Origin of the sequence: Bradyrhizobium sp. CCGUVB4N, assembly GCF_024199945.1 — a bacterium.
In the GTDB taxonomy this organism is placed as follows: domain Bacteria; phylum Pseudomonadota; class Alphaproteobacteria; order Rhizobiales; family Xanthobacteraceae; genus Bradyrhizobium.
Genome location: NZ_JANADP010000001.1, coordinates 7,187,724 through 7,201,802 on the forward strand (window position 1 = coordinate 7,187,724; position 14,079 = coordinate 7,201,802).

15 protein-coding genes are annotated in these 14,079 nt (G+C 64.9%); 10 read left to right on the forward strand and 5 right to left on the reverse strand.

The window, feature by feature from the left end:
* The first annotated feature begins 43 nt into the window (after positions 1-43).
* The 4 genes from NLM31_RS33365 (at position 44) to NLM31_RS33380 (ending at position 5,392) form a co-directional block, all read left to right on the forward strand.
* On the forward strand, positions 44-883 hold the full coding sequence (locus NLM31_RS33365) for a helix-turn-helix transcriptional regulator (protein WP_254195015.1): 840 nt from the start codon (positions 44-46) through the stop codon (positions 881-883).
* Between the two features lie 266 nt (positions 884-1,149).
* On the forward strand, positions 1,150-2,499 hold the full coding sequence (locus NLM31_RS33370) for a malonyl-CoA decarboxylase (protein ID WP_254133521.1): 1,350 nt from the start codon (positions 1,150-1,152) through the stop codon (positions 2,497-2,499).
* A 257-nt stretch (positions 2,500-2,756) separates the two neighbouring features.
* Positions 2,757-4,196, forward strand: coding sequence for an MmgE/PrpD family protein (locus tag NLM31_RS33375; protein ID WP_254195016.1), 1,440 nt, complete (start codon positions 2,757-2,759; stop codon positions 4,194-4,196).
* An 8-nt stretch (positions 4,197-4,204) separates the two neighbouring features.
* Complete coding sequence (locus NLM31_RS33380) at positions 4,205-5,392, forward strand: DUF418 domain-containing protein (protein ID WP_254195017.1); 1,188 nt, start codon at positions 4,205-4,207, stop codon at positions 5,390-5,392.
* A gap of 125 nt (positions 5,393-5,517) precedes the next feature.
* On the opposite strand, the gene tarD is transcribed toward NLM31_RS33380, so the two are convergent.
* The 5 genes from tarD to NLM31_RS33405 form a co-directional block, all read right to left on the reverse strand.
* A complete protein-coding gene (gene tarD, locus NLM31_RS33385) occupies positions 5,518-6,687 on the reverse strand; it encodes a D(-)-tartrate dehydratase (RefSeq protein ID WP_254195018.1) in 1,170 nt (389 codons plus the stop codon).
* A 193-nt stretch (positions 6,688-6,880) separates the two neighbouring features.
* Complete coding sequence (locus NLM31_RS33390; protein ID WP_254133525.1) at positions 6,881-7,138, reverse strand: DUF3297 family protein; 258 nt, start codon at positions 7,136-7,138, stop codon at positions 6,881-6,883.
* The gene (locus NLM31_RS33395) at positions 7,135-7,611 is read right to left on the reverse strand and encodes a glutathione peroxidase (protein WP_254195019.1); all 477 of its coding nucleotides are present in this window, start codon (positions 7,609-7,611) and stop codon (positions 7,135-7,137) included. The genes NLM31_RS33390 and NLM31_RS33395 overlap by 4 nt, the downstream gene beginning before the upstream one ends.
* 2 nt (positions 7,612-7,613) lie before the next feature.
* Positions 7,614-9,014: an amidase family protein gene (locus NLM31_RS33400; RefSeq protein WP_254195020.1), complete on the reverse strand. Its 1,401-nt coding sequence runs from the start codon at positions 9,012-9,014 to the stop codon at positions 7,614-7,616.
* 80 nt (positions 9,015-9,094) lie between these two features.
* Positions 9,095-9,352, reverse strand: coding sequence for a DUF6894 family protein (locus NLM31_RS33405; RefSeq protein ID WP_254133528.1), 258 nt, complete (start codon positions 9,350-9,352; stop codon positions 9,095-9,097).
* Positions 9,353-9,600: 248 nt separating this feature from the next.
* Between NLM31_RS33405 and pqqA the strand changes: the two genes are divergently transcribed.
* From pqqA to pip, 6 genes are all read left to right on the forward strand, one after another.
* Positions 9,601-9,681 (forward strand): pyrroloquinoline quinone precursor peptide PqqA, encoded by an 81-nt coding sequence (gene pqqA, locus NLM31_RS33410; RefSeq protein ID WP_007595659.1) that lies wholly within the window; start codon positions 9,601-9,603, stop codon positions 9,679-9,681.
* A 118-nt stretch (positions 9,682-9,799) separates the two neighbouring features.
* Complete coding sequence (gene pqqB, locus NLM31_RS33415; RefSeq protein ID WP_254133529.1) at positions 9,800-10,729, forward strand: pyrroloquinoline quinone biosynthesis protein PqqB; 930 nt, start codon at positions 9,800-9,802, stop codon at positions 10,727-10,729.
* The gene (gene pqqC / locus NLM31_RS33420; protein ID WP_254195021.1) at positions 10,726-11,505 is read left to right on the forward strand and encodes a pyrroloquinoline-quinone synthase PqqC; all 780 of its coding nucleotides are present in this window, start codon (positions 10,726-10,728) and stop codon (positions 11,503-11,505) included. The genes pqqB and pqqC overlap by 4 nt, the downstream gene beginning before the upstream one ends.
* 11 nt (positions 11,506-11,516) lie before the next feature.
* On the forward strand, positions 11,517-11,828 hold the full coding sequence (gene pqqD, locus NLM31_RS33425; protein WP_254195022.1) for a pyrroloquinoline quinone biosynthesis peptide chaperone PqqD: 312 nt from the start codon (positions 11,517-11,519) through the stop codon (positions 11,826-11,828).
* Positions 11,825-13,018 carry a pyrroloquinoline quinone biosynthesis protein PqqE gene (pqqE, locus tag NLM31_RS33430; protein WP_254195023.1) on the forward strand — a complete coding sequence of 398 codons (1,194 nt, stop codon included), beginning with the start codon at positions 11,825-11,827 and terminating at the stop codon, positions 13,016-13,018. The genes pqqD and pqqE overlap by 4 nt, the downstream gene beginning before the upstream one ends.
* Positions 13,008-13,994 (forward strand): prolyl aminopeptidase, encoded by a 987-nt coding sequence (gene pip, locus NLM31_RS33435; protein WP_254195024.1) that lies wholly within the window; start codon positions 13,008-13,010, stop codon positions 13,992-13,994. The genes pqqE and pip overlap by 11 nt, the downstream gene beginning before the upstream one ends.
* Positions 13,995-14,079: the final 85 nt, after the last annotated feature.

Here is a 14,079-nt window from a genome sequence, read left to right on the forward strand (position 1 = left end):
CTCTCCTGCTCCGAAATGAGTTATATGTCGGAGCCATGACGGGATGCTGCCAATGACTGTCTTGGAGACGCCAATCTTGGAAACGCCAATTTTGGAAACGCCAATCCTGAGGGAGGTCCAGGGCAACCACCGCTCCACCGCGGGCGTGCACCTGGTCGCGCGCGACTATCCCAGGGGCATGCGGATCGATCTGCACATGCACCGCGAGTCGCAACTGATCTATGCGGCCAAGGGCACGATGCAGGTGAACACGCCCGGGGGACGCTGGCTGGTGCCGCCGGACCGCGCGGTCTGGGTGCCGGCCGGGCTCCAGCATGCCATCGACCTGCTCGCCGACATCGAGATGCGCACGCTGTACTTCGACCTCGCCTGGCTCAAGCGCGAGCAGCGCTACGAAGGACTGACCAGGGAATTCGTGGTGCGGGTGTCGCCGCTGCTCAACCAGGCGATCCTCGCGCTGTTCGATGCACGCAACACCGAGGAGCGCACCGAGCTGCTGGTGCGCCTGGTGATGCTGGAATTGCACCAGGCGGAGGATTCCGCGACCTTCGTGCCGCTGCCGCACGAGCCGCGCTGCCGGCGCGCCGCGATGATCGTGCTCGACGATCCCACCGGCCTGCACGACATCGACACGCTGGCACGCGAGGTCGGAACGTCCGCACGCACGCTGTCGCGGCTGTTCTCCGCGGAGACGCAGCTGAGCTTCAAGAGCTGGTGCCAGCGCGCCAGGATTGCGGCGGCGATTCAACGGCTATCGACAGATGCCAACGTATCGGTGAAGCAGCTCGCCACCCAGCTCGGCTATGCCAGCGTGCCGGCTTTTTCGGCAGCGTTCCGCCAGGTGACCGGGCGGACGCCGACGGAGTTCGCGGGGAAGGTGTGAGGCTCGCCGTTATTGCGAGCGCGTCTCTCCCCACGTCATTGCGAGGAGCTCAGCGACGAAGCAATCCAGAGTCCGTCCACAGAGGGACTCTGGATTGCTTCGCTACGCTCGCAATGACGGCGTGCAAGGCGGCCGGAACATGACAGCCCTGTTGGGATGCATGGTACCCCCAAAGATACAAAATGCCGCCGCTTGATTGTGATCGGCTTCCGCCTAAATCCCGTGTAAGCTTCCGCACCGCACAAACCCGGTTTCGAAAGGCCCAGATGGCTAACGCCTTCTTCTCCGACCTGCTTGCTACCATTTCCGAGCGCGGCCGCACGCTGTTGCGCCGCGATTCTGCCGATACGAAACAGGATGCCGACGGGCTGATCGAGCTCTGCGGCGCGCTGCTGTCGGGCCGGGGCGAGGCCTCGGGCACAGCCATGGCGCGCGAGGTGCTCGATCTCTACGGGGAGCTGGATGCGACGGGACGCCGCGCCTTTTTCGACGCGCTGGTGCGCGATTTCGGCCCGGACCGGGAACGGCTGACCAAGGCGATCGAGAAGTGGAGCGCTGAGCCGACCGACGAGGACGCGAGCTCGCTGCACTTCGCCTCGGAACCGCGGCGGCAGGAGCTGATTCGCCGCCTCAACCGCGCGCCGGGCGGGACCGGCGATCTCGTCGCCATGCGTGCCGACCTGCTCGGCATGATGAACGGACACACCGATCTCGCCGCGCTCGACCGCGACGTTTCGCATCTTCTTTCCTCGTGGTTCAACAGGGGGTTTCTCGTGCTGCGCCGGATTGACTGGTCGACTCCGGCCAACATCCTCGAAAAGATCATCCGCTATGAAGCCGTGCACGAGATCAGCGACTGGGACGATCTGCGCCGGCGCATCGACCCGGTCGATCGGCGCTGCTACGCGTTCTTCCATCCCGCAATGGTCGACGAGCCCCTGATCTTCGTCGAGGTCGCGCTGACCGAGACCATCCCCGGCGCGATCGCGCCGCTGCTGGCCGTCGATCGACAGTACCTTCCGATCGAGAAGGCGCGCACCGCCGTGTTTTATTCGATCTCGAATACCCAACGTGGCCTTGGCGGCATCTCCTTCGGCAGCTTCCTGATCAAGCAGGTGGTCGAGGAACTGCGCCGCGAAACGCCGAAACTCGACACCTTCGTGACGCTGTCGCCGGTGCCGGGCTTCATGCCATGGGTGAAGCAGGACAAGGACCTGCCGTTGTCGGAGGAGGACCGCGAGATCCTGAAGCGCCTCGACGATCCCAAATGGTATGAGAATCCCGAGACCACCGCGCAGCTGCGCGGCGTGATCGAGCCGCTCGCCGCCCACTACTTCCTGAAAGCGCGTACGCCGAAGAACCGCCTGATCGACTCCGTCGCCCGCTTTCATCTCGGCAACGGCGCCCGGCTCGAGCGCATCAACTGGCTCGGCGACCTCTCGCCCAAAGGCGTGCGCGAGTCCGCCAGCGTCATGGTGAACTACCTCTACCGCCTCGACGACATCGAGAAGAACCACGAAGCCTACGCCAATGACGGCGAGGTCGTGGCATCGAGCGCGGTGAAGAAGCTGCTCAAGGGCGAAGGACGCAGGCTGCTGGATATGCGGCTGTCGTAGGCGGCTGAGGCGTTGCAACACAGACGGCGTCATCGCCCGGCTTGACCGGGCGATCCACCATTCCAGAGGGCGGCGTTGAAGAGCTCGCTCCCACCACATCCGCCGCGGCGTACTGGATGCCCCGGTCAAGCCGGGGCATGACAGCGAAGTATTTGGCTCGGCCCTAAGAAGCCGCGAATGGCGCCCGCCGACTGGACACACGGTCACCTTCAGCGCTATCCGTTTCACCGGAATTCCTGCACCAAAGACGGGACACCATGAAACGACGCGACTTTCTCAGGCTGACAACCACCGGACTCGCCCTCGCGCCCGCACGCGGTTTCGCGGAAGGCCCCCTCACGAGTCCGGAGATGACGGCGCTGTGCGACTACATGAGCGCCGCCAAATCCCGGGCCCTTCCGCCTGATGTGGTCGAACAGGCAAAACATCACATCCTCGACTCGTTGGCATCGATGATCTCGGGATCGGAGCTGCCGCCCGGCCAGGCGGCACAGCGCTATATCCGCGCCAATGGCACGCAGGGCTCTTCGACTGTGGCCGGCACTGCGATGACGGCATCGCCGGTCGAGGCCGCGCTCGCCAATGGCGTGATGGCGCATGCCGATGAGACCGACGATTCCCACAGCCCGTCGCGCTCGCATCCGGGCTGCTCGGTCATCCCCGCAGCCCTTGCGCTCGGCGAGCATCTCGGGATCGAGGGCGGGCATTTCCTGCGCGCGGTGACGCTCGGCTACGATGTCGGCACGCGCGTGGTGGTGGCGATGGGCGGGGCCGATTTCAGCTATGACAGCCTGCTCAGCACGCACAGCATCTCCGGCACGTTCTGCGCCTCCGCGGCAGCCGCCTGTGTCGCCGGCTTCGACGCGCAGCGGATGCGCTGGGTGCTCGATTATGCCGCGCAACAATCCTCCGGCTTCATCGTGTGGCGGCGCGATGTCGACCATATCGAGAAAGGTTTTGTGTTTGCCGGCATGCCGGCCCGCAACGGCGTCACCTCGGCGCTGCTGGTGCGCTCGGACTGGAACGGCGTCGACGACGTGTTCTCGGGGCCGGACAATTACTTCCAGGCTCATGCGCCCAAGGCCACGCTCGGCAAGCTCGTGGACAAGCTCGGCGAGCGCTACGAGATCGCGGGCACCGACATCAAGAAGTGGACGGTGGGCTCGCCGATCCAGGGCCCGCTCGATGCGATCTACGCCATCCGCGGCAGGCACGCGTTCGAGGCCGAAGAGGTCGGCCGCGTGACGGTGCGCCTCGCGCCGCCGGTCGCGGAGATCGTGGACAATCGCGACATCCCCGACATCTGCCTGCAGCACATGGTCGCCGTGATGCTGCTCGACAAGACCGCGTCCTTCCACGCCGCACACGACAAGCCGCGCATGCAGGATGCAGCCGTCCTGCAGATGCGGGCCAAGGTGAATCTGGTGCGCGACGAGGAGCTCGCAAAACTGTTGCCGGTGCGCGTCGCCGTGGTCGAGATCGAGCTTGCCGACGGAAGCAAGCTCTCCGAGCGTGTCACCGCCGTGCGCGGCACCCCGCGCAACCCGATGACGCGCGAAGAGGTCATCGACAAGGCGCGCGACCTGATCGCGCCGGTGGTGGGGCGGGACAAGTCGGAGCAATTGGTGAAGTCGGTCTATGAGATCGAGTCAGTGACCGATATAAGGAGCTTGCGGTCACTCATCCAACGCACCTGAATTCTCCCATGACGTCCAACAGCGCCGCGGTCCCCAGGCCGACGCCCCCCGCGGAGCGGATCGATGCCATCGACGTGCTGCGGGGCATCGCCCTGTTCGGCGTCATGGCCATCAACCTGGTGATGGAATTTCGCGTTTCGATCTTCGACCAATTTCTCGGCCCCAGAATGCTGGCCTCGCCAGTCGATCGCGCCATCGAGACGATCCTGACGGAGGCTGTCGAACTCAAGGCATTCGCGCTGTTTTCGCTGCTGTTCGGCGCAGGGCTCGCCATTCAATTCGACCGTCTCGCAACCAGTGAGCGCCGCATTGTGCTGCTCGTCCGCCGGCTCGCCGTGCTGCTGGTGTTCGGCATCATTCATCTGTGCCTGATCTGGAACGGCGACATTCTCACCGAATATGCGCTGGCCGGGTTCATCGTGCTGCCATTCCTGTTCGGTCCGCGCTGGCTGCTGACGCTTGCCGCGCTGCTGTCCCTCGCGCTGTATCTGGCCATGCAGGCCTTTCCGCCGGCCGGATTGTTTCCGAGCCGGGCCGCGATCTGGCAGGACGTCATGGACGCCAACCGCATCTATGCGACGGGCGGCTTCCTCGACGTGCTGGCGTTTCGCCTGCGCGAAATTCCCCTCATCGCCTCCCTGCACGCCTTCGTCTTCCTGCGCACGATCGGGCTGTTTCTCGTCGGCGCGCTCGCCTGGCGCAGCCGCATCGTGCAAAATCCCCGCGGCCTGTTCGCCATCGCGCTTCCCGCGATCGGCCTCGGCGCGGGCCTGCTTTATCGCGGCATCGAGCCGCTCGGCACCATCCTGCTGGCGCTGGGCTACGGTGCCGCCATCCTCTTCGCTGCAAGTTTCGAGCGCGGCAAGAAGCTGCTCGGCTGGGCCGCACCGCTGGGCCGCATGGCCTTCACCAACTACGTCGCACAATCCATCATCTTCGGCTGGATCTTCTACGGCTATGGCCTCGGCCAGTTCGGCCGGCTCGGCATCACCCCGGCGCTTGCCATCGGCATCATCGTCTACGCCGGCCAGTTGCGCTTCAGCACATGGTGGCTGCGCCACTACCGCTACGGCCCGCTCGAATGGCTCTGGCGATCATTGATGTACGGGGTTCGGCAGCCGATGGCGGTGGCGGATGCCACGATGCGAACTCAACTGTCGTCCCGGACAAGCGAAGCGCAGATCCGGGACCCATAGCCACAGGATTTGGTTTGGCGAAGACTCGGAGTGACCAGTGCGCACCATAACTCCTCCCTGGGGTTATGGGTCCCGGCGTTCGCCGGGACGACACTGAGTGCGTGGCGCGGCCGTCGTCGCCAACGCTACTCCGCCAGCGCCTTCATCTCCTTGTAGAGATCGGACTTGCCTTCGAAGCCGATGCCGGGGAGATCGGGCATGGTGATGTGGCCGTTCTCGACGCGGACGCCGTCGGGGAAGCCGCCATAGGGCTGGAACAGGTCGGGGTAGCTTTCGTTGCCGCCGAGGCCCAGGCCAGCTGCAATGTTGAGCGACATCTGGTGGCCGCCGTGCGGGATGCAGCGGCTGGGGGACCAGCCGTAAGTCTTCAACACTTCCAGCGTGCGCTGGTATTCGCACAGGCCGTAGGACAGCGCGCAGTCGAACTGCAGCCAGTCGCGGTCGGGGCGCATGCCGCCGTAGCGGATGAGGTTGCGGGCGTCCTGGTGGCTGAAGAGATTCTCGCCTGTGGCCATCGGGCCGGGATAGAACTCGGCAAGCGCTGCCTGCAGCGCGTAGTCGAGGGGATCGCCGACCTCCTCGTACCAGAACAAGGGATAATCGCGCAGCATCTTGGCGTAGGCGATGCCGGTCTCGAGGTTGAAGCGGCCGTTGGCGTCGACGGCGAGCTGCGCGTCCTTGCCGATCTCTTTCAGCACCGCCTCGATGCGGGTGCGGTCTTCGTCGATGTCGGCGCCGCCGATCTTCATCTTCACGACGTTGTAGCCACGATCGAGATAGCCGCGCATCTCAGCCCGCAGCATCGAGAGGTCCTTGCCGGGATAGTAATAGCCGCCGGCGGCGTAGACGAACACGCGCGGATTGGCTGTCAGGCCGTGACGTTCGGCGAGCAGGCGAAACAGCGGCTTGCCCGCGATCTTCGCAACAGCATCCCACACCGCCATGTCGATGGTGCCGACCGCGACCGAGCGTTCGCCATGGCCACCCGGCTTCTCATTGGTCATCATCGCGGCCCAGACCTTGTCGGGGTCGAGATTGTCGCCGGCAGCGTTGAGCAGCGACTTCGGATCGGCCTCGGTGATGCGCGCGGCGAAACGCTCGCGGATCAGGCCGCCCTGCCCGTAGCGGCCGTTGGAATTGAAGCCGTAGCCGACCACGCGCTTGCCGTCGCGGACCACGTCGGTGACGACGGCGACGAGGCTCGTCGTCATCTTGGTGAAGTCGATATAGGCGTTGCGGATCGGGGACGAGATCGGCTTGGTGATTTCGCGGACGTCGACGATGCGGACGGACATGGGTGGCCTCGGTGGTCAAGAGAGACTTCGTGACTGCCTGCCCGTCATCCTGAGGTGCGAGTGGCGCGATGCACTAGCATCGCGCCGGGAGCCTCGAAGGATGAACGGCCGAGCTGCAGCCGGGCCGTCGCCCTTCGAGGCTCGCCGAAGAGGCGAGCACCTCAGGGTGACGGTGATGCATTTGACGCTACGCTTACTTCTTGTCCCGGAAATACGGCTCGACCGGACCATGCACCTTGATGGTCAGCGGGTTGCCGTAACGGTCCTTGGCATTCCCCGCGGTGACGCGGACCCAGCCTTCGCTGATGCAGTACTCCTCGACATTGGTCTTCTCGATGCCCTTGAAGCGGATGCCGACGTCGCGCTGGAGGATGTCGGCGTTGTAATAGGGGCTGTTGGGGTCGACCGACAGGCGGTCCGGAAATTCGTCGCTCATGATTGTCTCGCTCATAACAGGGTCTCGATCTTCTGCCGCAATCCTTCCGGCCGCGCGGTCGGCGCATAGCGCGCGATCACGTAGCCGGCACGGTCCACCAGGAATTTGGTGAAATTCCATTTGATGGAGGCGCCCAACAGGCCGGATTGCTGACGTTTCAGGTACTCATACAGGGGATGCGCGTGGGCGCCGTTGACGTCGATCTTCTCGAACAGCGGAAACGTGACGTCGTAGTTGGTCGAACAGAACGACTGGATCTCGGCGGCCTGCCCCGGCTCCTGCGCGCCGAACTGGTTGCAGGGAAAGCCGAGCACCGAGAAGCCGCGCGGCGAGAGATCGCGATGCAGATCCTCCAGCCCGCGATATTGCGGCGTGAAGCCGCATTTGCTCGCGGTGTTGACGATCAGGAGCACCTGCCCCTCGAACTGGCGCAGGGCGACCTCGTCGCCGGCAAGCGAATTGGCCTTGAAGTCGTAGATCGCGGACATCGCTAACCCACGGGGTCGATCGGCGAGGCCGGCACGCCGCCCGCCTCGATCGCTTCGCCGGCGAGCAGACACAGATCCTCGCGATAGCGGCCGGAGACGATGTGCACGCCGACCGGCGTCTTGCCTACGAGACCGGTCGAGACCACGAGGCCCGGCAGGCCCATGAACGGCGTCGCGATCTGCGGCAGCTGCGCCTCCCAGACGCGCTCGAAGGAGGCCGCATCCTTGCGATCGAGATGATCTGGGAACGGCAGCTCGCTGGAGACCGGCGTCAGCACCACGGCGTATTTTTCGAAGAACAGCATCCAGTCGCGGGTCAGCGTGGCGCGGCGGCTCAGCGCCTGCGCGTAGTTGGCCTGGTCCATCGGCGTGACCTTGGCGCGGTTGCCGCGCAGGCAGGCCAGTGCGCCGGGATCGCCCTCGCGCTCCGCCATTTCGAGCTGCGCCTCATAGGCATCGCCGAGCCAGAGTTTTCGCTGCCACTCGACCGCTTCGCGCATCGGCGGGGTGTTTTCAATCACCTCGACGGTCCAGCCGGCGCGCTCGAGGCGCTTGCCGGCGTCGATCACGGCCGCCTTCACCTCGGGCGTGGTGGCGAGGCCATCCGGGTTGAGACAGATCGCAGCGCGCTTCTCGCGCACCTCGCCTTCCAGCGGCACCGGCACATACCAGGGATCGCGCGCGTCGCGCGCCGACATCGCGGCAAGCGAGATGCGCAAATCATTCACCGTGCGGGCCAGCGGGCCCGACACGGCCATGATCTGCGGGCCGATCGGACGTTCCGGCAGCGCCGGATTGAAGGCGGGGATGCGGCCCAAGGTCGGTCGCAGGCCATGCACGCCGCAGGCATAGGCGGGATAGCGGATCGAGCCGGCGATGTCGGTGCCATGGGCGATGTGGCCGATGCCGGCCGCGACCGCCGAGCCGGCGCCGCCGGACGAGCCGCCCGGGGTCAGCGCGGCATCGCGCGGATTCTTGGTATCGCCGTGGACGAGATTGGTTGTGAACCAGCGATAGGAGAAGGCCGGGCAATTGGTGCGCCCAAGGAGAACCGCGCCGGATTTACGGAAGTTGGCGACCACCGGGTTGTCCTCGCGCGCGATCAGGTCGCGCTGGAGCTTCAGGCCGTTGGTGGTGGCGAAGCCCTCCTGGTCGACATTGGCCTTGATGGTGACGGGCACACCGGCGAGCACGCCGGGGTCCTCGCCCCGCGCGATGGCGGCATCGACGGCATCGGCCTGCTTGAGCACGTCCTCGGGCCGGTGGTCGATCACGGCGTTCAGCTTTGGATTGACGGCGTCCAGGCGGTCGAGGCCGGCCTTGGCCGCCTCCCGGGCGGACACCTTCCTGGATTTGACGAGGGTGGCGAGGTCGGCGGCCGACAGGCGCCAGAGATCTTGCATGACGTGCTCCGTGTGACCGGCGTCTTTTAGCGCCGGGAACGCAGCAAAGCCATGCGGATTTCGCAGGGAGGAAGAGCGGGTTAGTGCCGCGTCGCCGACTGGTCAGGCATGTCCAGCAACGCCTCGGTAAACGGGAATTCCAGCACGATCTCGCCTTCGACGTCGGTGACCTCGATCACCGCCTCCATCAGCGCCGGCTGGGCGCCTTCGGATTTCACCACCTCCAGGATCATCTGGCGGGCGACCTCCCAGGCGCGATCGGGATTGCGCAGATCCTCGCCGTCGGGGTCCACGATCAATTCATCGCCGATACGGGTGTTGAAGAAGTATTTGGGCATCACGGGATCCAGCTAGAGGCGCCTGTATCGGATTGAAAGCTGCACCGCACTCACAACTGCTTTATCAGGACAGGGTTCGCGACCGAATGCGCCGGGCGCAAGGCAGCGTCACGAGAAGTGATGTTCCACCACGAATTTTTGCGGCGCAACATGGCTTTCTCGGGAAAATTTCACTGGCGAACTTTTGCGCCCGCAGTAACTTACCCCCCGGGCGTAAACGTCCGAAATCGCGAAAATGGAGAGCCAAAATGGCCTGGAAAGCCCCCAAGATCGTCGAAGTGCCCTGCGGCATGGAAATCAACATGTATGTGAGCGCCACCCGCAAGTAAGCGGTTGGTGAGTACGCGTTTTGCGCAGGTGGGTCTGCCGGTCACGATCGGTTTCCGGATGATGGAAACTGTGTTGGCCTAGGATCCACCTGGCGACGTTGCTTCCAGGAGACGGATCATGCTTCGCGTCGTCGTCCTGGGCGCCGGGGCTGGCGGCGGAGTCCCGCAATGGAATTGCGGGTGTGAGGGCTGCCGGGCGGCCCGTGCTGGCGGACATGAGCTTTATCGAACCCAGGCCTCGGTTGCCTTCAGCGGCGACGGCGAGCACTGGTTCCTGATCAACGCCTCCCCCGATCTTCGCCAGCAATTGAATGCCACGCCGCAGCTGCATCCCAAGGCAGGCAGCCTGCGCCATACGCCTGTCGCAGGCGTGATCCTGACCAACAGCGAAGTCGATGCGGTCGCGGGCCTGCTCTCGATGCGCGAGGGCTCGCCCTTCACGGTCTATGCGCATGAGAAGGTGCTGGCGATCCTGGCCAGCAACAGCATCTTCAACGTGCTGAACGAGAAGAACGTCAAGCGCCAGCCGATCGGCATCAGCGAACCCTTTGAGCCGCGATTGCCTGACGGCGCGCGCTCAGGACTCGAGGTGCTGCCGTTCGCCGTACCCGGCAAATCGGCCTGGTATCTCGAAGGCAAGGCGCATCCCGGCGGCGAAAGCGGCGACGGCGATACGCTGGGGCTGAAGGTCACCGACAAGTCGACCGGCAAGTGCTTCTACTTCATCGCCGCCTGCGCCGAGGTCACCGATGCGCTCAAGGCCGAGATCGACGGTGCCGCGCTGGTGTTCTTCGACGGCACGGTCTGGCAGGATGACGAGATGATCAGGGCCGGGCTCGGCCACAAGACCGGCAAGAGCATGGGCCATGTCGCGATGTCCGGTCACGATGGCGCGATCGCGCGGCTGGCCGATCTCAATATCGACAGGAAGATGTTTCTGCATATCAACAACTCGAACCCGGCGCTGCTGCCAGCCTCGCCTGAACGCAAGACGGCTGAGGCCGCGGGCTGGCAGATACCCGCCGACGGAACGGAGATCGTGCTGTGAATGCCGCGTCCATGACTGGGATGACTGCGCTGTCGGTCGGCAAGGACATCAAGCTCAACTCCGCCGAGGAGCTGGAAGCGACGCTGCGCCACATCGGGGCGACGCGCTATCACAGCCTGCATCCGTTCCATAAGCTCCTGCACGGCGGCAAGCTCAACAAGGGCCAGGTGCAGGCCTGGGCGCTGAACCGCTACTATTACCAGAGCACGATCCCGATCAAGGACGCGGTGGTGATCTCGCGCTTCCGCGACCGCGCCACGCGGCTGGAATGGCGCCACCGCATCGAGGATCATGACGGCGACGTCGGCTCCGAGGGCGGCATCGAGCGCTGGCTCAAGCTGACCACCGGCCTCGGCCTCGACCCGGCTTACGTGGAATCGACCGAAGGCATCCTGCCGGCGACGCGCTTCGCGGTGGAGGCTTACGTCCACTACTGCCGCGAGAAGTCGCCACTGGAGGCGATCGCCTCCTCGCTCACCGAGCTGTTCGCCCCGAACCTGCATGAGGAGCGCATCTCCGGGATGCTGGAGCACTACGACTTCGTCAATCCCGACATCATGAGCTATTTCAAGCGCCGCCTGGCGCAGGCGCCGCGCGATGCCGGCTTTGCGCTCGATTACGTCAAGGCGCACGCCACGACGCCGGAGCAGCGCGCGCAGGTCTGCAATGCGCTGATCTTCAAGACCAACGTGCTGTGGGTGCAGCTCGATGCGCTCCAGCACGCCTATGTCGAAGGCAACATTCCGCCGGGCGCGTTCGTGCCCAAGGCAAGTTAGGGACAACAGCAATGGCCGGGCCGCGGAACATCAGCGTCAGCGAGGCAAGCCGCCCCGTGCTGCCGCGGCATGCCAAGCTGAAATATGACGAGACGCGAAAGGTCTGGGTGATCCTGGCGCCGGAACGCGTGCTGGCGCCGGATGAGATCGCGGTCGAGGTCTTGCAGCTCTGCGACGGCAAGCGCACTGTCGGCGATGTGTCCGACCAGCTCGCGGCGAAATACGCCGCACCGCGCGAGGCGATCCTGGCCGACGTCATCGTCATGCTGCAGGATCTCGCCGACAAAGGCTTTCTCACCGAGGCCCGGGAGAAGACGCCATGAGCGATGTGCTCCCAACCATCCCGCCCGACGCCAGCGACAGCCTCGCAGTGCTGGAGAAACAGCGTTCGACGGCGGAGACGTTTGGTATTCCGCTCGCGGTGCTGCTCGAGATCACCCATCGCTGCCCGCTGCAGTGCCCCTATTGCTCCAACCCAGTCGAACTCGATCGCTCGGGCAAGGAGCTGACCACCGACGAATGGAAGAAAGTGCTGAGCGAGCTCGCCGAGATCGGCGTGCTGCAGGTGCATTTCTCCGGCGGCGAGCCGACCGCGCGGAAGGATCTGGTCGAGCTGGTCAAGCATGCCAGCGACGTCGGGCTCTACACCAACCTCATCACCTCGGCCGTGCTGCTGACGCGCGAGCGGCTCGGCGAGCTTGCCGATGCCGGGCTCTGCCACGTGCAGATCTCCTTCCAGGGCATCGAAGAAGGGCTCGCCGACCGCGTCGCCGGCTACAAGGGCGGCCACCGCAAGAAGCTCGAAGTCGCGAAATGGACCCGCGAGCTCGATTTGCCGCTCACCGTGAATGCGGTGATGCACCGGCAGAATTTGCATCAGCTTCCCGACATCATCCAGATGTCGATCGATCTCGACGCCGATCGGCTCGAAGTCGCCAACGTCCAGTATTACGGCTGGGCGTTGAAGAACCGCGCCGCGCTGATGCCGACGGTGGCGCAGCTCGACGAATGCACGCGCATCGTCGAGGAGGCGCGCGAACGGCTGAAAGGCACGCTCGCGATCGATTACGTCGTGCCGGATTACTACGCGCTGCGGCCGAAGAAGTGCATGGGCGGCTGGGGCCGGCAGTTCTTCAACATCTCGCCCGCCGGCAAGGTGCTGCCCTGCCACGCCGCCGAGAGCATCACCGGGCTCGACTTCGAGTCGGTGCGCTCCAATCATTCGATCGCCTGGATCTGGCAGAACTCCGACGCCTTCAACCGCTATCGCGGCACCGGCTGGATGAAGGAGCCGTGCAAGACCTGCGAATTCCGCGAGATCGATTTTGGCGGCTGCCGCTGCCAGGCCTTCGCGCTGACCGGTGATGCCGCCAACACCGACCCGGCCTGCGCGCTGTCGCCGCTGCACGAGACCATCTTCAAGCAGGCCGAGCGCGAGGCCGAGGGCGAAACCAACCGCTTCCTCTATCGCAATTTTGCCGGCGGCACTCTGGAATCCGGGAATGACGCCTGACGCCGACGCGGCCGCATCGGCCAGACGTGCCGATCCCTTTGCGCCGCTGACCTCCGAGATGGTGGATGTCGGCGATGACCACGAGCTCCATGTCGAGAGCGTCGGCCGCGCCGACGGCATCCCCGCCATCTATTTGCATGGCGGGCCGGGCAGCGGCTGCCAGCCGGATCATCGCCGGCTCTTTGATCCCGAGCGCATGCATGCCGTGCTGTTCGACCAGCGCGGCTGTGGCCGCAGCCGTCCGAAGGGCTCGCGCGAGCACAACACGACGGCGCATCTGATCGCGGACATGGAGAAGATCCGCGAAAGGTTCGGCATCGCACGCTGGATGGTGGTCGGCGGCTCCTGGGGTGCCACGCTGGCGCTGGCCTACGCGCAGGCTCATCCCGAGCGCGTCTCCGGCATTGCGCTGCGCGCGACCTTCCTGGGCACGCAGGCAGAGGTCGAGATCGCCTTCACCTCGCGCCTGGCGCAGTTCTATCCAACGCTGCACGAGGATTTTCTGAGTGTTCTGCCGCCGGAGGAACGCGCGCAGCCGGTGCAAGCCTATTATCGCCGCATCCTCGATGCCGATCCGGCCGTGCACGGACCTGCCTCGCGCGCCTGGCATGACACCGAACGCGCCCTGTCGGAGCACAAGCCGGCCAAGACACGCATCGACCTTGCCTCGCTCAACGTCTGGCGCACGCTGCCGGCGACGCCGTTCATGGAGGCGCATTATTTCGTCAACAATTCCTTCATGAGCGAAGACCAGTTGTTGCGAAACGCTCCCCGGCTCGCCGGCATTCCGGGCATCATCGTGCAAGGACGCTACGACCTGTTGTGCCCTCCTGAGACATCTCAGGCGCTCGCGAAAGTTTGGCCGGGTTCCGAGGTCAGGATCGTGGAAGAAGCCGGACATTCGCTCTATGATGCTGGCGTGCGGGACGCGGTCATGAAGTCGATCGCCGACCTCGCGTCTAAGATGCCACGCTAGAGATCTAGACCCTCATCCTGAGGAGCGCTCCGATGGAGCGCGTCTCGAAGGATGAAAGGCCGCGATGCTACAGCGGGGCCTTCAT